The sequence below is a fragment of the Geomicrobium sp. JCM 19037 genome, assembly GCF_000698105.1.
In the GTDB taxonomy this organism is placed as follows: domain Bacteria; phylum Bacillota; class Bacilli; order Bacillales; family Marinococcaceae; genus Geomicrobium_A.
This window is the reverse complement of sequence record NZ_BAWZ01000012.1, coordinates 45361-65871: the sequence shown is the minus strand read 5'-3', so window position 1 is coordinate 65871 and position 20511 is coordinate 45361. Positions and strand designations below refer to the sequence as shown.

The window sequence follows — 20511 nt, the reverse complement described above, 5'->3', positions numbered from 1 at the left end:
ATTCCCTCCCTATAGCTGCGGCTTTTCTTTCGTAAATTGTGTGGCTTGTTCATACGCATAGGCCACTTTGTACAACGTGCGCTCTTCGAACGGTTTAGCGATAAGCTGTAAGCCAACCGGTAAGCCATCGGAGAAGCCGCAAGGAACTGAAATGGCTGGGTTACCTGCAAGGTTTACAGGGATGGTCAGCAAGTCCTTTAAATACATCGTTAACGGATCATCGGTATTCTCTCCGACCTTAAACGCGGTTGTTGGCACGGTTGGTCCTAAAATTACATCATAACTGTGGAGGATTTGCTCATAGTCTTCCCGAATGAGTGTGCGGACCTTTTGTGCTTTCTTATAGTACGCATCATAATAACCAGAGCTAAGGGCAAATGTTCCGAGCATAATGCGGCGCTTCACTTCATCACCGAAGCCTTCGCTTCTTGATTTCTTGTACAAATCGAGAAGATCTGTGCCTTCTTTTCGAACACCGTAACGAACGCCATCAAAGCGGGCAAGGTTTGCGGAAGCTTCTGATGAAGCGAGCAAATAATAAGCGGCGACAGCGTATTTGGAGTTTGGCAATGACACTTCTTCCCAAGAAGCTCCAAGCTCTTCAAGTTTTTGTAACGCTTCTTGGATGCGCGCTTTAACGCCTTCATCGACACCTTCACCGAGGTATTCTTTCGGTACAGCTATTCTCAAGCCTTCAACGCCGCCGTCAATTCCTTTAGTATAGTCTGCCACATCCATGTGTGCAGATGTCGAGTCGAGGGGGTCATGACCGGCAATTTGTTGAAGCACATAAGCATTGTCTTCAACGGTTCTTGTAATCGGACCAATTTGATCTAGGGAAGAGGCAAACGCAACGAGGCCAAAACGTGAAACACGGCCGTACGTCGGCTTAAGGCCCACGACACCACAAAAAGAGGCCGGTTGGCGAATGGAACCACCTGTATCTGATCCAAGAGCAAACGGAACTTGTCCTGCGGCTACCGCAGCTGCTGATCCCCCGCTTGACCCTCCAGGAACATGATCGGTGTTCCAAGGGTTCCGCGCTGTCACGTATCCAGAATTCTCATTAGATGAACCCATAGCAAACTCATCCATGTTCAGCTTGCCGACAGAAACGATATTCGCATCGTTTAAACGGTTCATGACCGTCGCATCATGGACGGGCTCAAAGTTATCAAGCAACTGGCTCGCACACGTTGTCCGCAACCCTTTCGTAACAATATTGTCCTTAATCCCGGCAGGAATACCATACAACAGGTGATTGGCGTCTTGCTTGTCCAATTCAGCTGCTTTTGCCATCGCACGCTCTTCATCTAGCGTAAGAAATGCATGGATTTTATCATCAGTTGCTTTAATCTGGTCAAAAGAAGCCTTTGTGAGCTCTGTAACCGTTACTTCTTTATTTTTTATCTTCGTATGTAATGAAGACAATGTTTCATCAAAGAAACTCATCGCTTGTTCACTCCTTATTCGAGGACAGACGGCACTTCAAATTGCCCGTCTTTTTGTTTTGGCGCATTCTTTAGTGCATCTTCACGATCTAATGAAGGTTTCACTTCATCTGCTCGCAAAACGTTTCTCACATCCATTACATGTGTCGTCGGTTCTACATTCTCCGTATCTAATTCATTCAGCACTTCAGCGTACTCAATGATCTTACTCATTTGTTTTGTGAAATCTTCAATTTCATCTTCGTTAAACGTAAGTCTGGCAAGATCAGCAACATGCTGAACTTGTTCTTTTGAGATCTTAGACATCTCTTCACCCCCGCGTTGGCTTATCATTAGAAAAACTTGGCAAAGCGCCAAGTTTTCGCTAAACATTCTTAAAGTATACCAAACACATACTAGAGCAAGCAATTGCTTAACCCTTTCAGTTAATCGTAAATATACACATCAACTTCTTCGCCTGCTGGGCGCCTAATTAATGCTTCTTGCTGATCGTTGCTTCTTACCTTTGCGACAATATCAACATTGGATGAGAAGCGCTCATCAATTAAGCTTGCCACTTGTTGAGTAACAGCAATCGTTTCCATCTTACTTTGGAAACGAATCGGAACCGTAATGGTTAGTTCTCTCAACTCACTGTTTTGATAATATCCGATGGCGGTAGCGCCAATATGATCATCGAAGTAGCTGTTTAACTCCATATGAAATTCGTTAAATCGGTCTGCGTCACCCGTAACTGCATCAGACGCCGCATTAGATGGGAAGAAGTGATGCGTCTCATCCAGCTCGGTCCAGCCTCCAAGGCTACTGCCCGGATCGGCAACCGCATAGCTGACAAATTCCCCTGGCGTTGTTGATTCGCGAACAGCTTCATGATACACGGCTACAACAATAGGCACTTCATCCAAGTTGACGCCATCGGTTCCGTCGTGAGATTCACGTAGCCGTTCAACGACTTCTTCAGATATCCGGTCTCTTGCCGCATCCAGCTCTTCCTCTGATAACTCTTCATCAAATGGACCGTGTAGGCTTCATCATCTTCAACGGTAAATGTATACACCGAGTTTAACGAGATGGCAACCGCTACCCCTGCTACAGCAAGGTCACCTTCACTCGTTTCTCTCATAAAATTATGTTCGGTTAAGTGAGATAACACTCTCGGTGCATTACGCTCTCGCTCAACGAGTGTTTCCCCTTCACCAAGAGGTGGGTTTAAACCGTTAGGGTTTTCCATATTGCCGTCTTCGTCTTCGGTTTCGTCAAGGCGACGCAACCAGCTGTTTAGCACGTTCCGCTGAATAAATTGACCTTCTTGAATAAAATATTCTTCAGGTGAAAATGTTTCCGAAGCAATCTCACTTAAGCCAACTTCTAATCGTTCAAGGTCGTGGCGATTATGAACCATCGCTGTCCCAAATCCTCTTGCATGCCCCGGCTCATAAGATCCGTCGCGAAAGACCGTTCGATAATAGTTCGATAAGCTTGGGATTTCCCCGCTCACTTCCGCCGAGTTTTCCGCCTCTTCCGCTTCTGTGTCTGCCTCTTCCTCTGGTTCTAGAAAAGCCATACATCCTGCTAAGAACATGAGCATCATCGCAAAAAGTGGGATGATGAGCGCGTTTCTCATACCTAGCAGCTCCTCTCCGTATTCATTTCATTGACCTAGTCATCTTGAGAAAGAAATTCAGCTGTTTCTTCCTCGTTCCAGACGGTAACCCCTAAGTCTTGAGCTTTATCAAGCTTTGATCCAGCGTCTTCCCCTGCAATTAACAAATCCGTCTTCTTACTTACACTAGACGTTACTTTTCCACCATTGGTTTCAATTAATTGTTTCAACTCGTCTCTTGTCCATCGTTCTAACTTTCCGGTTAGTACGATCGTCTGATCAGCAAATCGACCGTTCTCCACGTCCGTGGTCGCACCAGTGAACTGAACATTCACGCCCGCAGCTTTTAACTTTTCGAGCAGATCGAGGGCTTCAGGTTGGTCAAAATATTGAACAACCGCATCGGCCATCTTTTCTCCAATCTCTGGGACGTTTGCGAGCGTTTCAACATCAGCTTCTTTCAACGTTTCCATAGATGAAAAATGTCTTGCCAATGTCTCGGCAGCTTTTGCACCGATAAAGCGTATGCCAAGACCAAAAAGAAGCTTCTCCATCGAGTTTTGCTTAGACGCTTCTATCGCTTTAAGAAGGTTGTTCGCTGATTTGTCCCCCATCCGCTCCAGCTCAATAAGCTGTTCGTACGTGAGTGCATACAAATCGGCGACGTCTTGGATGAGCGAATGACGAAACAATTGCGTAATCACTTTTTCACCTAGACCGTCAATATTCATTGCCGTTCGTGATACGAAATGAATCAATCCTTCTCGAACTTGGGCCGGACACTTTGGGTTAATGCAACGAAGTGCAACCTCTTCTTCAAGATGAACGAGTTCACTCTCACATTCTGGGCAGTGCGTCGGCATGGTAAATTCGGTTTCTGATCCGTCACGTTCATCCTCTAACACCCGGACAACTTCTGGAATGATGTCTCCTGCCTTTTTAATGACAACTCGATCCCCAATACGTATATCCTTCTCACGAATTAAGTCTTCATTGTGCAACGACGCACGACGGACGGTCGTCCCCGCAACGACGACAGGCTCCAAATGTGCGGTTGGAGTGACTGCCCCTGTTCTCCCAATGGAAAGTTCGATCCCGGTTAACGTCGTCATTTTCTCTTCAGCTGGGAATTTAAACGCAATCGCCCAACGTGGGCTTTTTGCTGTAAACCCGAGCGTTTGCTGCTCCGTTAGTGAATCGACTTTAATGACAATCCCATCCGTTTCATAGGGGAGCGACTTTCGTTTTTCTGACCATCGGTTTACGTAGTCAATCACTTCATCAATGGTTGCATACGTTGCTGTTTCCCTGTTCACTTTTAGCCCGAGTGATTCCATATACGAAAGAGCTTCTGAATGACCGGTTAACCCTTTGCCACGATCGTTCGCAATGGAATATAAAAAGATGTCCAAGTTACGTCTCGCCGCCACTTTCGGGTCCAACTGCCTCAGTGAACCTGCTGCTGCATTTCTCGGGTTGGCAAACAGCGCTTCATCGTTCTCTTCTTTTGCTTTGTTCAGCGCTTGAAAGGACCGATGAGGCATATACACTTCCCCGCGCACTTCAAGGTTCGCCGTTTCTTTTAAACGAAGGGGAATCGAGCCGACCGTCTTCAAGTTCGTCGTAATGTCTTCCCCTGTTGTGCCATCTCCACGAGTGGCTCCTCTAACGAACTTCCCGTCCTCATACGTGAGGGAGACCGCAAGCCCATCAATTTTCAGCTCACATACATACCGGGGCTGTTCATTTCCTGACCCTTGTTTAACGCGGCGGTCCCAATCTCTTAAGTCCTGTTCGTTAAAGGCGTTCCCTAAGCTGAGCATCGGCACTTCGTGGCGAACTTTCGTGAATCCAGCGAGAGGCTCACCACCAATACGCATCGTTGGTGAGTCTTCGGACTGATAGGCAGGATATTCTTGTTCCAATGAAAGCAGCTCTTGTAGAAGTGCATCATAGTCAGCATCAGGAATTTGTGGATCGTCTAATACGTGATACTTATAATTATAGTCGTGCAATTGATCGCGCAACGCTTCAATCTTTTGCTTCGGGTCTTCATTATGAGAAGCCATGCACGTCTTCCTTTCTACGATTTAGTAATGGGCGCAAATTTAGCGACAAGCCGTTTAATTCCTTCATTAGGAAAAGCGATGTCAAGTTCTTGATTTTCCCCTTCACCTTTCACAGATACAACCGTCCCTTGCCCCCACTTGCGATGTTGGGCCTTATCTCCGACCGCCCACGCTAGCGCGTCACCACCGGTTTGTGTTGTAGATTTTAGACGTGTTCGTCTCTGTTGGTGAGCATTCGTCCTACTACGCGGTTGCTCCACTTTTTCTGGCTGTTCTTCAAACAACTCCGTTGGCACTTCATTAATAAACCGAGAGCTTGGGTTCATTTGCGTACGCCCATACAACGTGCGCGTGGACGCTCTAGACAAATACAATTCCTCTTCTGCCTCGTCATTCCCACATACGCCAACCGTCGTTCTTCTTCCATTTCTTCTTCCTCAAACAGCGACCGGCTGTGCGGGAAAATGCCCTCTTCCATCCCAATGAGAAACACGACCGGGAACTCAAGACCTTTCGCAGCATGAAGAGTCATCATCGTCACCGCTCCACGGTCCCCTACTTCCGGCTCATCAAGACGATCAATGTCAGCTACAAGTGCCAGATCAGTAAGAAATGCGATTAACGATTTATCATCATTCGCTTTCTCAAACTCTTGAGAAACGGTGAGAAATTCATCAATGTTCTCTAAACGACTTTGTGACTCCAACGTATTCTCCGTTTTTAATGCTTCACGGTACTCCGATTTCTCAAGTACTTGTTCGACGAGCTCAACGACGGAAAGATAGTCTTGTTGCTTAATCCATCCATCTAACATTTCCGCAAAGCTTCGTAGTTTTTTTGTCACAGCAGCGGATAGTCCGATATGTTCAGCTTCCATAAGTGCCGTATGCATGCTCATCTCTTGATTCACTGCATAAGAAGCGACACGATCAACGGTTGTTGCGCCGATGCCTCGTTTCGGTACATTAATGATTCTCATGAGACTAATATCGTCATTTGGGTTCGCAATTACACGTAAATAAGCGAGAACATCTTTAATTTCTTTTCGGTCATAGAATTTTGTGCCGCCGATCATTTGGTACGTAATATTCGACTTTACGAACATCTCCTCAATTACACGCGATTGCGCATTCGTCCGATACAAGATCGCAAAGTCTTGATATGAACGGTCTTTATCCCGAACGGCTTCCTTGATTCGATCAACAACATTAAAAGCTTCTTCCCGTTCATCCATCGCTTCTTGCAACTGGATCTTCATGCCGTCATCATTTTCTGTCCATAAGTTTTTTGCGCGGCGGCCTCCGTTGTTTCGGATCACTTCGTTAGCAGCCGTTAAAATGGTTTTCGATGAGCGATAGTTCTGCTCTAACAAAATTACACGTGCATCACTGTAATCTTGCTCGAATGAAAGGATGTTTTTAATATCTGCACCCCGCCATTTGTAAATCGACTGATCAGAGTCCCCAACAACACAAAGGTTTCTGTAACGCTCAGCAAGCAGCCTCACTAGTTCGTATTGTGCGCGGTTTGTATCTTGATACTCATCGACATGAATGTATTGAAACTTTCGTTGATAATAGCCAAGCACTTCTGGCACTTCATTAAACAGTCGGATCGTCATCATAATCAGATCGTCAAAATCAAGCGAATGGTTAATTCTCAGTCGCTTGCTGTACTCTAAGTACACATCTCGAGCCACTTCCTCAAGTGTCCTTCTGCTTTTTTCGCATACTGCTTTGCAGTAATCAATTCATTTTTTGCGCCGCTAATCATGCCGAGCAACGTGCGGGGTGGGAATTTTTTGGAATCAAGGTTCTGATCCTTTAAAATCTGCTTGATGACAGACTGCTGATCCGTACTATCTAAAATAGAGAAGTTCCGGTTTATCCCGATGCGGTCGACATCTCTTCTAAGAATTCGTACGCATAATGAGTGAAACGTTGACATCCAAATATCATCTGCCACACCACTCACTAATTTGCCAACCCTCTCTTGCATTTCTCTTGCTGCTTTATTCGTAAACGTAATCGCAAGAATATTCCAAGGAGCCATTCCTTTTTCACGAATTAAATAGGCAATCCGATGCGTAAGCACTCGGGTTTTTCCACTGCCTGCTCCTGCCATAATGAGCAGTGGGCCTTCGGTCGTTGTTACAGCTTCTGACTGTTCTTTATTTAATCCAGTGAGTAACTGTTTTACGCGATCGTCATACATCGCATCTTCCCCCTTATGCTTTCAGTTCACGGACAGCTTGGACCGTTTTTAACGCTTCTTCTTTGTCTTCGTAAATGGCATTTCCAATGACAATCGTGTCCGCAAAGCTTGCCATCTTTCGCGCCTGCTCTGCATTTTTAATGCCACCGCCATAAAAAAGTTGTGCCTGGTTCAAAGTCTCACTCACTTTTTTGACGACGTGCTCACTGCCATAGGTTCCACTGTATTCTAAATAAAAGATCGGCATTCGAAGCACAGTATCTGAAAAACGGGCAAAGGCTTCAATGTCGTCGATGTCAAGCGCCGTATCTGAGTTCGTTCGCTTTGCTGCACTTGAATCTCGATTTAAGATGCAATACCCTTCTCCAATCACATCTGCCATATCGAGTAGCGGACCATGAGCTTTTAATGCTTGTTGGTGAAGGCCACTAATAAAAGCAGGATTGTGAGAATTTAATACTACAGGGATGAGGTAAGCATCAAACCCCGGAGTTAAAGCTTCTAATTCCGTTACTTCAAGAACACAAGGGACTGAATACCTTCGAATTGCTGCTAAACATTCTGTCACATTATCGATGGTGATCCCATCGCTGCCACCGACAATTATTGCATCTGTCCCTGACTCACATATATCTGCAAGCCATTCTTCTGAAAATGAGCGCGCCGGGTCTACTTTAAACACATGACGCCACGTTTTTATCTCTTGTTGAATCATTACGAAAGCCTCCGCTTCGAGCTTTGCTACCCCGCCCTGTGTCGATATCGATTCTCTCGAACTCTCATCACGTGAGTAACCGTGTTATCTATCCTTATGTTGTTCATTTATTACATTCCTCAGCCTTTCATTATAGCAGAATTCCACTACATTCTTAATAATTATGAAGAAAAAACTTCTGGTAATCCTCCCACCAATATTGTTGCAGGATTGGTGCGGGTTTTGTCGAATGATTATAACGGAGCCAACCCATCCCTTTCTATAGAAAGGAGCTTTAGTTCATCACATGCAAATTGTAACGTGCGACTCCTCTGTCGGAAAAGAAATGACAATGGACGATTCTTCATTTATTTTAACACCAATCATCCGTAATGCTGCGCATATTCGCATGGCCATGCTCACATTAGAGGCCAATCAAACCATTCCAGAACACGAAGCCAATCCCGATCAACTGTTTCTCGTCGTTCAAGGAAGTGGTTGGGTTAGCGGTTCAGACGCCACACCAACGGAAATTCGAGCTGGTCAAGCAGCCTTTTTTGCTGAAGGTGAAAAACACGCCTCAGGCACAAATGATGGAATGGTCGTTCTATCTATTGAAGGGATTGATCTGCACAATACGATCCCCCTCCTCTATTATTCAACCTAGACTCCTTTTGTAAGGAGTCTTTTTCGTTCAGTCAAACAGACAACTGGATTTTTCATTCATATCGGTGTAAAATACACGATTGAATTTACGATAGGTTATTGGAGGATATTAATCATGAAAATTGCAGTCATCGTAGGTAGTACAAGAAAAGACTCCTACAACATGCATGTGTCAAAATATATGAAGGAACGCTATACAGATAAAATGGATATGAATATCCTAAACATCGCCGACCTTCCTTTGTACAATCAAGATACAGAAAACACACCGACGGACGCGGTCGTCAACTTCAAAGCAGAAGTGAAGTCAGCGGATGCCGTTCTTTGGGTAACACCTGAACACAACGCGACGATTCCTGCCGCTCTAAAAAATGCCATTGACTGGCTGTCCCGAGTTGACAAAGTCATGATCGGGAAACCTTCATGGATCATCGGAGCTTCTATGGGGACCTTAGGATCAGTAAAAGCTCAAGCCCACTTGCGTGACATTCTTTTTGCCCCTGGCCTTGCCTCACCTGTACTACCTGGAAATGAAGTTTATATCGGTGCGGTACACACGAAATTAGATGAAATCGGACAACTTATAGATGAAGGGACCGTTCAGTATCTCGATACGGTTGTAAGTAACGTAACGAACTGGATCAAAGGATTAAACACGGAGCAATAATTTTAGAAGAGGGGAAGGGGCTGTATGTACAGCCCCTTCCCTTCTTTTGTTTTAATACCCTGGTGTGCGTTTTTCCTCTTTATTATCTTCACTAATGTAATTAAATGACGAATGACCTTTTATCGACAGTCAGGTCTGCCATAGCAACATCAGTTGGCACTAACGTCCCCACGATGTAGGGTTTGTTGGCTAACTTGATCACAGCTGGAGCCCACTTGGGTACAGGTGGCTCTACGACGAAAAACGCAGCTTGTTATCGACATGAATCACGCCGAGCTCTGATCGGTTTTGTTTTGGTACCTGAGGTGCCGATGGTTGCCAGCCCTTCAGGTTTATGCGGGTAAACGCTTGGCTTTTCCCACCGATGAAAAAGACTCGCTCTTTTAAGTGACAATTCCCTTCTCAAAAGAGGCATTTTAAGAGAATAAACATCTCATAAATCTCTATTTGTGACCGCTCGAGAAGTTTGTGTGACAATCTAAGCTAAGAGAAACAGATTTAGCTCAATCAAATGCCTCAAAAGTTGATATTTGAGGCATTTGAACCTCAGCTTTTTTGGGCGGAACGGCGGGGATGTCTCACTAACGAAGTGGCCGTTATCTTTCGGAGTACAACGCTCTGCATTAGTGGTTATTAAGTACACAACCCCATTCAGGAGGATCAAAAACTCAGCATATCTATAGAAGTTGAACGAAAGAATGTCTTCAAAAACCAATGGGAAACTTCGTAAAGTGGAAACTGTGCTCGAGTTGCGACCGAACTGTTCTCAAGTTGGGGGAAATCGCAGGAAAAGCGGTAAATTCTCCTAAACTAGGGAACAGAATGAGCAAACTCGGTAACAGATCACCGGGTCATGTGTACACCCCCGCGCCGAACCGAGTCCGATTTGGCTTCGGCCTGCTGGGGCCGACAGGGTGCTCGCTTATAGGCATTGTATCTGCGCTCAAGTTGGAACAAACTGCGCGCAAAATAGCACCTAGCACATCGGCTACTACTTGTTGTGTTATGCGTAAAGTATAGATGTTCAGACAATTAGTAATCGTTTACAATAACCGTATGAAGGAGGAGACTGACATGAACACAGAACGCTCGCTACATCAACCCACTCCCTATCAATCAGAACGGTTTGTGCTTTTACTTGGCATTCTTCTCATAGCGTCAACATTGCGGACTCCTATGACTTCAGTCGGCCCGCTTTTGCCGTTCATTCAAGAAGGCTTGGAGCTATCTAACGCTGTTGCTGGAAGCATAACTACAATTCCATTACTCGCGTTTGCGTTATTGTCCCCTTTTGCTCCACGTATTGCTGAGCGTGTCGGGACAGAGCGCCTTGTGTTTGCTGCACTTATATTTATTGCGATCGGTATCGGTGTTCGTTACTTCATGTATGTACCTGCACTGTTTATTGGCACGGTGTTTATCGGTGCCGGCATTGCTGTTGGTAACGTGTTGCTACCTGGAATTGTCAAAAAGAACTTCCCGCTACATATCGGCCTTGTGACTGGACTTTACGGAATTTCCATGAATATTGTAGCTGCAATCGGCTCTGGAGTGAGTGAGCCGATCGCTCGCGCTGGACTGAATTGGAATGGGTCTCTAGCCATTTGGGGTTCTGTTGTTTTCTTCGCTCTCGTCGTTTGGGGAGTTCAGCTTTCCAAGAATAAAGGCGAAAACCGATCGGTTTTGCCGTCGGCTCAAACCTCATTATGGCGGTCTCGTCTCGCTTGGAGCGTAACGATTTTTATGGGGATTCAATCGTTGCACTATTACACAATGATGACATGGTTGCCTCAACTCCTTGCTACACACGGTTACACGCCAACGTCTGCAGGTGGATGCTTGCGATGATGCAGGGAGCCATCGTTCCAATGACATTTATTATTCCTGTTCTCGCTGGTCGAATGAAAGACCAACGAATCATTGGCATCGGCATCGGGGTATGTTTTTTACTAGCTAACGTAGGTTTGTACACAGGAGTTGCTCTTCCTGTATGGGTCATCTTAATGGGCATTGCTTGTGGAAGCGGGTTTGGCCTCAGTATGATGCTGTTTGCGTTAAGAACCTCTACGAGTATCGGAGCGTCTAAGCTTTCAGGTATGGCACAAGCGTTCGGTTATTTGCTCGCCGCATTCGGACCGATGGTATTCGGCGTCACGTACGACTTCTCTGGCAGTTGGCAAGCACCCCTTCTCATTCTCGCTACCTTGTCCATACTCATCGTATTCGTCAGCTTACGAGCAGGGAAAGGACAAATCGGCAACTGAGTAAGCATTTTTTACTCCGTTGCCCTCGGTGACATTGCAGAAATCGTGTTCTAGGCACGCCTGATCGTGAATAAGTATGGATTGAACAGCTCGTTCACGAAGTCCCATAATTTCTTAATATTTTAATATTAAGTACTACGAATGCGTTTACAAGTATACGTTCGCCGTGTACAATGGGGTCAAGTTAATGTAAACAAGCTGATGAGCTCATGAGAGCAGCTTTTTTGACGGAGTCCCAGGATGACGTGAAAAGAGCTGCTCTTTTTTATTATTCGCTTAAGGAGGATGAAAGATGTTAGAAATCATTGCAGAATTTATAGGCACGATGATCTTGATTATTTTTGGTGCTGGTGTCGTTGCTGCTGTCAATTTGCGTGGCTCAAAAGCGGAAGGTGCAGGTTGGATTGCTATCGCTTTAGGCTGGGGGTTTGCGGTTACGCTCGGTGTGTACGTCTCAGGAACTGTGAGCGATGGTCACATTAACCCCGCTGTAACCTTAGCTTTTGCTGCGATTGGTGACTTCCCGTGGTCGCAAGTTCCTGGCTATATTATCGGGCAAGTTGCCGGAGCGTTTGTTGGAGCAGTCATCGTATTTTTCCATTACTATCCGCATTGGAAAGCAACCCCAGACCCAGGTACGAAGCTTGGCGTCTTTGCGACAGGGCCTGCAATTCGCCACTTGCCGTCCAATGTTGGAAGCGAATTCATCGGAACTGCAGTACTTGTGTTTGGTTTACTTGCAATTGGGGCAAATACATTTACAGAAGGTTTAAACCCCATTGCGGTCGGTGTACTCATCGCTGCAATCGGTTTGTCTCTTGGCGGTACGACCGGCTATGCGATCAACCCTGCACGTGACCTCGGCCCTCGGTTAGCACATGCGATTCTTCCAATTGATAAAAAAGGACCGTCAGATTGGGCGTATGCTTGGGTACCCATTCTCGGACCGATTGCTGGCGGTATTGTTGGTGCATTTTTATTCGTACTCATTTTCTAAATTTGATGATTCAAGGAGGAGAACACTTTGACGAAAAAACATATTCTTGCCATTGATCAAGGTACAACGAGTTCAAGAGCAATACTTTTTGATGACCAAGGGGAAATGGTCCAAACCGCACAACGAGAGTTCAAACAATATTTCCCTCATCCAGGTTGGGTAGAACACAATGCAAACGAAATCTGGACGTCAGTATTAGCTGTCATTGCTGAAGTTTTTTCGGAATCGGATATCACCCCACAAGAAGTCGCTGGCATTGGCATTACGAATCAGCGAGAAACAACAGTTGTCTGGGATAAACATACAGGCAAACCGATCTATCACGCTCTCGTTTGGCAGTCTCGGCAAACCGCTTCTATTTGTGCAGAGATGCGAGAAGCAGGATTAAATGACACATTTAGAAAGAAAACAGGATTATTACTCGACCCCTATTTCTCAGGTACAAAAGTAAAATGGATTTTGGACAATGTCGACGGTGCTCGCGAGAAAGCAGAACGAGGAGATTTGCTATTCGGGACAATCGACTCGTGGCTCATTTGGAAACTTAGTGGTGGAAAAGCCCATGTTACAGACTACACCAATGCTGCCCGGACACTCATGTACAATATTCATGATCTTCATTGGGATGATGAGTTGCTCGAACACCTGAACGTGCCAAAGAATATGCTACCGGAAGTGAAGTCTTCATCAGAAATCTACGCAGAGACGGTAGATTATCATTTCTTTGGAGAAAATGTGCCAATTGCCGGAGTTGCTGGTGACCAACATGCCGCCTTATTCGGTCAAGCTTGCTTCGAAGAAGGCATGGTGAAAAATACGTACGGTACCGGTTGCTTTATCTTAATGAATACAGGAGAAACCGCTGTTGAATCTAAAAATGGGCTGCTTACGACACTCGCTTGGGGAATTGACGGCAAAGTTGAATACGCGTTGGAAGGCAGCATATTTGTTGCAGGTTCTGCGATCCAATGGTTGCGCGATGGTATTCAAATTATTGAAGATGCCCCCAAAGTGAAACGCTTGCGACCCGGATCACTTCTTCAGACGGCGTGTATCTCGTTCCGGCTTTTGTCGGACTCGGAACCCCGTATTGGGACAGCGAGGCACGGGGCGCAATGTTTGGTCTCACTAGAGGGACGGAGCGTTCACATATTGTAAGGGCGACGCTCGAGTCACTCGCATATCAAACGAAAGATGTGATGAGTGCGATGGAGAGCGATTCTGGCATTGAATCGAAGAAACTTCGCGCTGACGGGGGTGCCGTTGCGAACGATTTCTTAATGCAATTCCAAAGCGATTTGCTGGACGCACCGGTTGAAATTCCTTCTGTTACGGAAACGACAGCGCTAGGCGCAGCATACTTAGCTGGTCTTGCCGTCGGCGTATGGGAAAGCAAAGAAGACATTGCCAAGAAATGGAACATGGACCGCTCCTTCTCCCCGAATATGGATGGTAAGGAACGAGACGATCTCTACTCTGGCTGGAAGAAAGCAGTCAACGCCACCATGACTTTCAAGCCGTAACGCTTTACGAATGATCCTTCATCACGTACAATAAATATAACAAGTTAATGAATATATCTTTGAGACGATGAGGGGATTACAGCATTTTAAGTGGACACAGTCTGCTTGATTTCGTTGTAGTCCCCTTTTATTGTCTTGACTAGGAGGGCATCCGTTGGATTTCTCATCACGAAATAGAACGCACATGCTTCAAGAACTACAAACAAAAGAACTTGATGTGCTCGTATTAGGCGGCGGGATCACAGGAACTGGGATTGCGCTAGATGCACAAACAAGAGGACTGGATACTGGACTCATTGAAATGCAAGATTTCGCGGCAGGAACGTCAAGCCGCTCGACCAAACTCATTCACGGTGGGCTGAGGTATCTCAAACAGTTCGAAATTAAGCTCGTGGCAGAAGTGGGTAAAGAACGTGCCATCGTTTACGAAAATGCTCCTCACGTGACAGAACCAGTCCGTATGATGCTTCCCTTTTATAAAGGTGGGACGTTTAATTCGTTGTCATCATCGGTTGGGTTGTCCGTTTACGATCGGCTCGCAGGTGTTAAAAAAGCGGAACGGCGTACGATGATGAGTGCTAAGAACGCACTCAAGCAAGAAGGCATTCTTAAATCAGAAGACCTAAAAGGGGCCGGTATGTACGTTGAATACCGAACAGACGACGCGAGACTCACAATGGAAGTCGCAAAAAGTGCAGCCGAGCGTGGCGCGCACCTCTTAAATTATGTGAAGGCAGAGTCCTTTATTTATCAGACAAAAAAGTCATTGGCGTCCACGCAACAGACGTTACAAATGGCAGCAGTGTCAAAATCTATGCGAAAAAGATCATTAATGCAACCGGACCGTGGGTCGATACGTTGCGTGAACAAGACCGATCGCGAGAAGGCAAATCGATCCATTTGACGAAAGGGGTTCACCTCGTCTTCTCAAAAGACCGTTTGCCTTTGCAACAAGCCATCTACTTTGATACCCCCTTTGCCGATGGTCGGATGATGTTTGCGATCCCAAGAGATGAGAAAGTATATGTCGGTACGACCGATACAGACTACGATGGAGATCAAACAGAGCCTGGTGTCACCGCTGAGATATGACGTATATCGTTGATGCAGCAAATGCGATGTTCCCTGGGTTTCACTTGACTAAATCAGATATTGAATCGAGCTGGTCAGGAGTAAGACCGCTCATCCATGAAGACGGGAAAGACCCGTCCGAAATCTCAAGAAAAGATGAGATTTTCCATTCCGAAAGTGGCCTAATGACGATTGCTGGAGGCAAGCTCACCGGCTATCGGAAAATGGCTGACACGATCGTGACACTTGCAGCTGACGAAATTGCTCAAGAAACAGGCAAGACATTTCCGGGTTGCCAAACGAAAGAGCTCGTTCTCTCTGGAGGAAATGTAGGAGGTTCAAAAGGCTTCCCTGCATTTAAAGAGAAAATAACCAACGATGTAAAAGCGCTCGGATTGAGCGAAGCATTTGGACAGGAGCTCGTCACCCGTTACGGCTCAAATGCACCCGAAGTGCTAAACTATATCAGAAACGCGTCGCCGACTGATCACCTCCCTAAAGAGGTGCACGGAATGCTTCTATACAGCCTAGAACATGAAATGACGGTCACTCCGGTTGACTTTTTGTTACGCCGAACTTCTTATCTGCTCTTTGATATTCACCGTGCAGAACACGTTATGGATGGGGTTGTTCAAACGATGGCAGATCATTTGAACTGGACGGATGAAAAGAAAAAAGATTATGTGGATGACCTCAAAAAACAGTATGACCTTCTCACCTTAAGGAGCATCGGGTAATGTTTAACGGGCAAGAGATTCTCCCAGCTGTCAACTCGATGAAAGACTTCGAATCGGTGATGAATAAAGAAGAAGACTATTTCGTTGTGTTGGATGTACATTTATCAATGCTCACAACGATGAAAGAGTTCTCATTGAAAGCAAATAAAAAGATGCTTTTGCATGCCGATCTCGTGCAAGGGTTAAAAACGGATCGATATGCTGCTGAATATATTTGCCAAGTCATCCGCCCAGCTGGCGTTATTTCGACTCGGGCAAACATGCTCAAAACAGCCAAGAAAAATGGCTGTTAGCCATACAACGTGTGTTTTTATTAGACACACTCGCCTTGCATACGAGTTATCAAACGACACGCACCGTTGAGCCTGATGTGTTAGAAGTTCTGCCTGGAATCTTGCCCGAATACATTCAAAAAGTGCGAACTGACACGGGCATCGATGTGATCGCTGGAGGACTCATTAGTACACACGAAGATGTCGCAGCTGCCATCCGTGCCGGAGCGAAAGCTGTCACCACATCAAGAAAAAATTTATGGTAATAAAACGCCAGCTTTGCCGGGAATGGCAAAACTGGCGTTTTTTTTACGCGTACAATGTTTCGTATTTGTTCTTCAAGTAGGCAAGCAATGGCTTGGCATCTACTCCAGACCCGGTCGTATCCCTAATGATTTCATCAGGTTTTTTCATGGCACCGTGTTTGTGAACGTGTTCCGTCATCCATGCTCGTATTTCCTCTAACTCACCCGTTTCCAAACGCTCTTCAAAGTCAGGTATGTCAACGAGCAAACGCTCATGAAGCTGAGCCGCGTATACGTATCCTAGCGCATACGATGGGAAATAACCAAACATCCCTGATGGCCAATGAACGTCTTGCAATACCCCTTCAGCATCAGTAGCTGGAACAATCCCGAAGTAGTCTTTCATCTTCTCATTCCAGGCTTTCGGCAGATCTTTGACTTCAAGTTCTTCAGAGAACAATGCTTTCTCCAGTTCATAACGAACAATGATATGCAAACAATACGTTAACTCATCGGCTTCGATTCGGATGAACGACGGTTTTGACTCGTTAAGCGCAAAGAAAAACTCATCAAACGACACATCGTCAAATGTACCTCCTGCATAACGTTGCAGCACAGGATAGTTGGATCGCCAAAAGCGCTCATTTTGCCCGACAAACTTCTCCATGAATAATGATTGTGACTCATGAATGCCAAAGGAACTGGCTGACCCTGCAAACGTTCCCGCTAACGTTTCGCTAATGTTCTGCTCGTACAGCGCATGGCCACCTTCGTGAATCGTGCCTAGAAGTGCGACACGAAAATCATGTTCATCGTACTTCGTCGTCACACGTACGTCCCCACGATTAATTCCCGTCGCAAACGGATGAACCGTTTCATCCAAGCGTCCTGCATGAAAGTCATAACCGATCGTATCCAAAAACGCCAAGCTTAATTCCCTCTGCTTATCTTTAGGAAAATGATGAAACAACACGTCAGTATTCGGTTTGTTTTTTGCAATATTCACGTGCTGAATGAGAGGGATTAACCTTGTTTTAGCTCTTCAAACAGAGGGTCTAACTTCTCAACGGTCATTCCTGGCTCAAAATCATCGAGCAAACGATTGTACGGATGCCCTTCATATCCTAAGTATTCAATCATTTTTTTCTTAAATGCAACAATTTTCTCAAGATACGGCTTGAACCCCTCGAAATTATTGGTCTCTTTTGCTTCTTCCCAAAAAGCTTCCGACTCCGACCGTAACATCACATACGCCTTGAATTCATCAGCTGGAATCTTTTTATAAGCATCGTGGTCACGTCTAAGTTGCTCAGCAGATTTCTTCGTAATCGCTGTAACCTGCTCATCATTCTCAACCGCTTCGAGTAAACTCGTCACTTCTTCTGACGTAATCATCTTGTGCATTTCACCTGATAGTGTACCAAGTACTTCCGCACGTTCACCTTGGCCTTTTTTCGGCAACCCTGTTCTTGAATCCCATTGCAACAAAGCGGTGGCTTGCCCATAATGGTTTAGCTTTTTCATATAATCAAGAAATGCTTGCTCTTTCGACATTGATATCACCTCTTTATGGAATACTGCTATTCTACTATTGTTTGAAACAATTGTCTCATTTTTTTCCGGTACATTATGTTTGTCCATTCATTCTAGTATGGTTTGCATACTATACCGAGAAACGATTGTAGAAAGCGAGGATACAATATGAAAATAGGTGTTATTGGTGCTGGCAATATGGGCGAAAACCATTTGCGCACGTATGCTCCATGCCTCGCCATTGCGAACTAATCGGCGTATATGATGTGGATCAGTCAAAGCGTGACCGCGCGGCTGAACAGTACATGATTACGTCATTTCCATCTCTCGAAACGCTCCTTGAGTCGGTTGATGCGGTTAGCATTACGGTGCCGACCCCGTATCATTTTGAAGTCGGAATGACATGCATTGAGTACGGAATTCATATGTTGATGGAGAAACCGATTGCTTCAACTGAAGATGAGGCAAAAGAACTCCAGAAAGCAGCGATGAAAGCGGATGTTACATTGCAAGTCGGACATATTGAACTGTTCAATCCCCTCATCCAAACGTTAAAAACCATCTTATTGAAAGAACAACTCCTATCAATTGAAACGCACCGAATGGCGCCATTTGCAGAAAACACAAGAAATGTGGATGTTGTGCATGACCTTATGATTCATGACTTATACTTGATTCACGAACTTACTGGCGAGTCTTTTGACCATTTGCATTCCTTTGGAATTGCTGAAACGAACCCTTCTCATGCGTCAGTGCTAGCGAAGTCAAAACAAGGAACAATCATTGAGTTGACGGCAAGCTTTCGCTCAACAAAAAAAGTGCGCACGATGCAAATACTAACGGATAATAATCATATTTTTGCAGACTTACTTCAAAATACGATTACAATTACAAAAACAGCTGAACCTGGAGGGGCAACCTATCCGAAAACAATTTCTGAAAACATTTATATTCCATCGTTTTTGCAACCATTAACCCTTGAACTATCGGATTTTATTACAAACGTCGTAAACAAACGAACACCAACTGTGACCGCTCAACATGGTATTGAAGCACTCAAACTTTCAAACAAAATTAGTAATGAAATAAAAAACAATTAAGACCGTTCAGCATCACGGTCTTAATTGTTTTTTTGCCGTGTAAACTTCGCTGTGTCTCCTTCACCGTGAATACAGAAGAAGCAAGGATTGTGTGAATTCTGGATTTATCAGTTTGGGAAAGTTAACGTCGTATCCGGCGCATTCCTATGCTGGAGTGGGTTTTTAACCATAAAAATGGCAAAAATGAGCTACCCGTCGCACCTTCGGTGCCGACGTCTCGTAGGTGTTAGCTGTCTAAAAAGAGAAAATGGGAGGTCGGGATTTTTATTAAAGAGTACGCACCACTTCCCTAGTGGCAAATTTATAGGACGTATAAACCAGATACTGGAACACTCTGTCCGGACAGGCACTCTATACGGACACATAAATCCAAATACTGCAAATCTCTGTCCGGACAGGCACTCTATACGGACACACATACCCAGATACTGCAAATCTCTGTCCGGACAGGCACTCTCAACCCACATACTGGTAACCTCTGTCCCTAACCCCCGAATCTAGGAAGACAGCATTTGTACATATCCCCATATGACTTCTTGCCAAATAAGATTTCTTATACGGGCAGATACAATTCGCTCACGCAGCACTGTACGAATACCGATAATTTTCTTATCGGCTTTTTCAATGTCTTCTTATTTCCACGCAGTCGGTAGGCGACCCCTTCAAATCAATTAGAGAATTTCTTTAGTACATCACATATCGCCACTGTTTTCACTAGAAAATGGGCGACCTGGATCGATTATACTGCGCATACATGTCATTGCAACACAAACGGTAGCTTGTTCGGTTGACGCACCCGTACCTAGTTGAAGTATAAGGGATTCTCGTGATCTAAATCGCACCCTAACACCTAACCTCACTAAAAGATGAGTGATCTCAAGTTTAACTTCATGAGCATCTGCTGCTCATTCGATCTTGCTTTAGATTACAGCGTCGGCATCGCGGAAGAAGTTAATTTCATTTGCATTAATAAATTGTCTCGTAATGCTATAGCCGTCATCAGCGTCGATGACGACAAGGCTAAAATTCACATTTACGAGCGTGCCTTCAATCAAACTGTTATCAGTAGCAATTTGAATCGGTGTCCCGATCCGATTTTGCAATTCAAAAATAAATAACGGTCCAAACATAAGAATCCTCCTTTTTATTCAATCACGTCAGTGATAACTTCAATTTTCGTAAATCTTACGAACGCTAACGCTCCGTCTGCTTCTTGAATCACAACATAGTCGCTATTTACTTCTAAAACCGCCCCAATTACAACACCAAATTGCGTTGTGATTTGCACATTTTCATTGATTAAACTCGCCAGTAATTGATACAGAGAAGTTGAATTGATATTGTTCACATTTATGGTCAAGGTCTACTCCCCCTTTTCTGCAATATCTATACAGTAGATGCACAA

14 protein-coding genes and 5 pseudogenes are annotated in these 20511 nt (G+C 45.0%); 9 read left to right on the top strand and 10 right to left on the bottom strand.

All coding sequences use genetic code 11. The annotated features are described in order from the left end of the window. Window positions 1-9: 9 nt before the first annotated feature. The 7 genes and pseudogenes from gatA to JCM19037_RS08875 all read right to left on the bottom strand — a co-directional run bounded on the left by gatA (window position 10) and on the right by JCM19037_RS08875 (window position 8052). Complete coding sequence (gene gatA / locus JCM19037_RS08900) at window positions 10-1452, bottom strand: Asp-tRNA(Asn)/Glu-tRNA(Gln) amidotransferase subunit GatA (RefSeq protein WP_042400084.1); 1443 nt, start codon at window positions 1450-1452, stop codon at window positions 10-12. A 14-nt stretch (window positions 1453-1466) separates the two neighbouring features. Continuing rightward, window positions 1467-1757, bottom strand: a complete 291-nt coding sequence (gene gatC, locus JCM19037_RS08895; protein ID WP_042400082.1) for an Asp-tRNA(Asn)/Glu-tRNA(Gln) amidotransferase subunit GatC — start codon at window positions 1755-1757, stop codon at window positions 1467-1469. Window positions 1758-1876: 119 nt separating this feature from the next. Continuing rightward, on the bottom strand, window positions 1877-2416 hold the full coding sequence (locus JCM19037_RS28395; protein WP_255357879.1) for a CamS family sex pheromone protein: 540 nt from the start codon (window positions 2414-2416) through the stop codon (window positions 1877-1879). Then, window positions 2332-3075, bottom strand: a complete 744-nt coding sequence (locus JCM19037_RS28390; RefSeq protein ID WP_052363720.1) for a CamS family sex pheromone protein — start codon at window positions 3073-3075, stop codon at window positions 2332-2334. The genes JCM19037_RS28395 and JCM19037_RS28390 overlap by 85 nt, the downstream gene beginning before the upstream one ends. Before the next feature lie 35 nt (window positions 3076-3110). Continuing rightward, the gene (ligA, locus tag JCM19037_RS08885) at window positions 3111-5123 is read right to left on the bottom strand and encodes an NAD-dependent DNA ligase LigA (RefSeq protein ID WP_042400080.1); all 2013 of its coding nucleotides are present in this window, start codon (window positions 5121-5123) and stop codon (window positions 3111-3113) included. 14 nt (window positions 5124-5137) lie between these two features. Further along, window positions 5138-7337: pseudogene (gene pcrA / locus JCM19037_RS08880) on the bottom strand (DNA helicase PcrA). A 13-nt stretch (window positions 7338-7350) separates the two neighbouring features. Beyond that, window positions 7351-8052 carry a heptaprenylglyceryl phosphate synthase gene (locus JCM19037_RS08875; protein ID WP_042400077.1) on the bottom strand — a complete coding sequence of 234 codons (702 nt, stop codon included), beginning with the start codon at window positions 8050-8052 and terminating at the stop codon, window positions 7351-7353. A gap of 286 nt (window positions 8053-8338) precedes the next feature. Between JCM19037_RS08875 and JCM19037_RS08870 the strand changes: the two genes are divergently transcribed. The 8 genes and pseudogenes from JCM19037_RS08870 (at window position 8339) to JCM19037_RS08840 (ending at window position 16494) form a co-directional block, all read left to right on the top strand. Then, window positions 8339-8698: a cupin domain-containing protein gene (locus JCM19037_RS08870; RefSeq protein ID WP_042400074.1), complete on the top strand. Its 360-nt coding sequence runs from the start codon at window positions 8339-8341 to the stop codon at window positions 8696-8698. Window positions 8699-8812: 114 nt separating this feature from the next. After that, window positions 8813-9364 carry an NADPH-dependent FMN reductase gene (locus JCM19037_RS08865; protein WP_042400071.1) on the top strand — a complete coding sequence of 184 codons (552 nt, stop codon included), beginning with the start codon at window positions 8813-8815 and terminating at the stop codon, window positions 9362-9364. A gap of 1074 nt (window positions 9365-10438) precedes the next feature. Then, window positions 10439-11212 carry an MFS transporter gene (locus JCM19037_RS08860; RefSeq protein ID WP_238544627.1) on the top strand — a complete coding sequence of 258 codons (774 nt, stop codon included), beginning with the start codon at window positions 10439-10441 and terminating at the stop codon, window positions 11210-11212. Continuing rightward, the gene (locus tag JCM19037_RS27075; protein WP_238544626.1) at window positions 11209-11628 is read left to right on the top strand and encodes a hypothetical protein; all 420 of its coding nucleotides are present in this window, start codon (window positions 11209-11211) and stop codon (window positions 11626-11628) included. Before JCM19037_RS08860 ends, JCM19037_RS27075 begins: the two co-directional genes overlap by 4 nt. 292 nt (window positions 11629-11920) lie before the next feature. After that, on the top strand, window positions 11921-12625 hold the full coding sequence (locus JCM19037_RS08855) for an MIP/aquaporin family protein (RefSeq protein ID WP_042400068.1): 705 nt from the start codon (window positions 11921-11923) through the stop codon (window positions 12623-12625). A gap of 27 nt (window positions 12626-12652) precedes the next feature. Next, window positions 12653-14148: pseudogene (gene glpK / locus JCM19037_RS08850) on the top strand (glycerol kinase GlpK). 184 nt (window positions 14149-14332) lie between these two features. Continuing rightward, a pseudogene (locus tag JCM19037_RS08845) lies at window positions 14333-15956 on the top strand (glycerol-3-phosphate dehydrogenase/oxidase). Beyond that, a pseudogene (locus JCM19037_RS08840) lies at window positions 15956-16494 on the top strand (glycerol-3-phosphate responsive antiterminator). Before JCM19037_RS08845 ends, JCM19037_RS08840 begins: the two co-directional pseudogenes overlap by 1 nt. A 43-nt stretch (window positions 16495-16537) precedes the next feature. On the opposite strand, the pseudogene JCM19037_RS08835 reads toward JCM19037_RS08840, so the two are convergent. Then, window positions 16538-18027 (bottom strand): annotated as a pseudogene (locus JCM19037_RS08835) (carboxypeptidase M32). 209 nt (window positions 18028-18236) lie between these two features. Here JCM19037_RS08835 and JCM19037_RS08830 point away from each other — a divergent pair. Continuing rightward, window positions 18237-19106: a Gfo/Idh/MocA family protein gene (locus JCM19037_RS08830; protein WP_081829169.1), complete on the top strand. Its 870-nt coding sequence runs from the start codon at window positions 18237-18239 to the stop codon at window positions 19104-19106. Between the two features lie 920 nt (window positions 19107-20026). Here JCM19037_RS08830 and JCM19037_RS08825 read toward each other — a convergent pair. Beyond that, a complete protein-coding gene (locus JCM19037_RS08825; protein ID WP_042400065.1) occupies window positions 20027-20236 on the bottom strand; it encodes a hypothetical protein in 210 nt (69 codons plus the stop codon). A gap of 14 nt (window positions 20237-20250) precedes the next feature. Continuing rightward, complete coding sequence (locus tag JCM19037_RS08820; protein WP_042400062.1) at window positions 20251-20466, bottom strand: DUF2642 domain-containing protein; 216 nt, start codon at window positions 20464-20466, stop codon at window positions 20251-20253. Window positions 20467-20511 lie beyond the last annotated feature (45 nt).

Bases quoted from the DNA above. Each gene is read 5' to 3' on its own strand.
- JCM19037_RS08865 (WP_042400071.1), top strand. From the start codon at position 8,813: ATGAAAATTGCAGTCATCGTAGGTAGTACAAGAAAAGACTCCTACAAC.
- JCM19037_RS28390 (WP_052363720.1), bottom strand. From the start codon at position 3,075: ATGAGAAACGCGCTCATCATCCCACTTTTTGCGATGATGCTCATGTTC.
- JCM19037_RS08870 (WP_042400074.1), top strand. From the start codon at position 8,339: ATGCAAATTGTAACGTGCGACTCCTCTGTCGGAAAAGAAATGACAATG.
- JCM19037_RS08855 (WP_042400068.1), top strand. From the start codon at position 11,921: ATGTTAGAAATCATTGCAGAATTTATAGGCACGATGATCTTGATTATT.
- ligA (WP_042400080.1), bottom strand. From the start codon at position 5,123: ATGGCTTCTCATAATGAAGACCCGAAGCAAAAGATTGAAGCGTTGCGC.
- JCM19037_RS27075 (WP_238544626.1), top strand. From the start codon at position 11,209: ATGATGCAGGGAGCCATCGTTCCAATGACATTTATTATTCCTGTTCTC.
- JCM19037_RS08825 (WP_042400065.1), bottom strand. From the start codon at position 20,236: ATGTTTGGACCGTTATTTATTTTTGAATTGCAAAATCGGATCGGGACA.
- JCM19037_RS08860 (WP_238544627.1), top strand. From the start codon at position 10,439: ATGAACACAGAACGCTCGCTACATCAACCCACTCCCTATCAATCAGAA.
- JCM19037_RS08830 (WP_081829169.1), top strand. From the start codon at position 18,237: ATGCCTCGCCATTGCGAACTAATCGGCGTATATGATGTGGATCAGTCA.
- gatA (WP_042400084.1), bottom strand. From the start codon at position 1,452: ATGAGTTTCTTTGATGAAACATTGTCTTCATTACATACGAAGATAAAA.
- gatC (WP_042400082.1), bottom strand. From the start codon at position 1,757: ATGTCTAAGATCTCAAAAGAACAAGTTCAGCATGTTGCTGATCTTGCC.
- JCM19037_RS08875 (WP_042400077.1), bottom strand. From the start codon at position 8,052: ATGATTCAACAAGAGATAAAAACGTGGCGTCATGTGTTTAAAGTAGAC.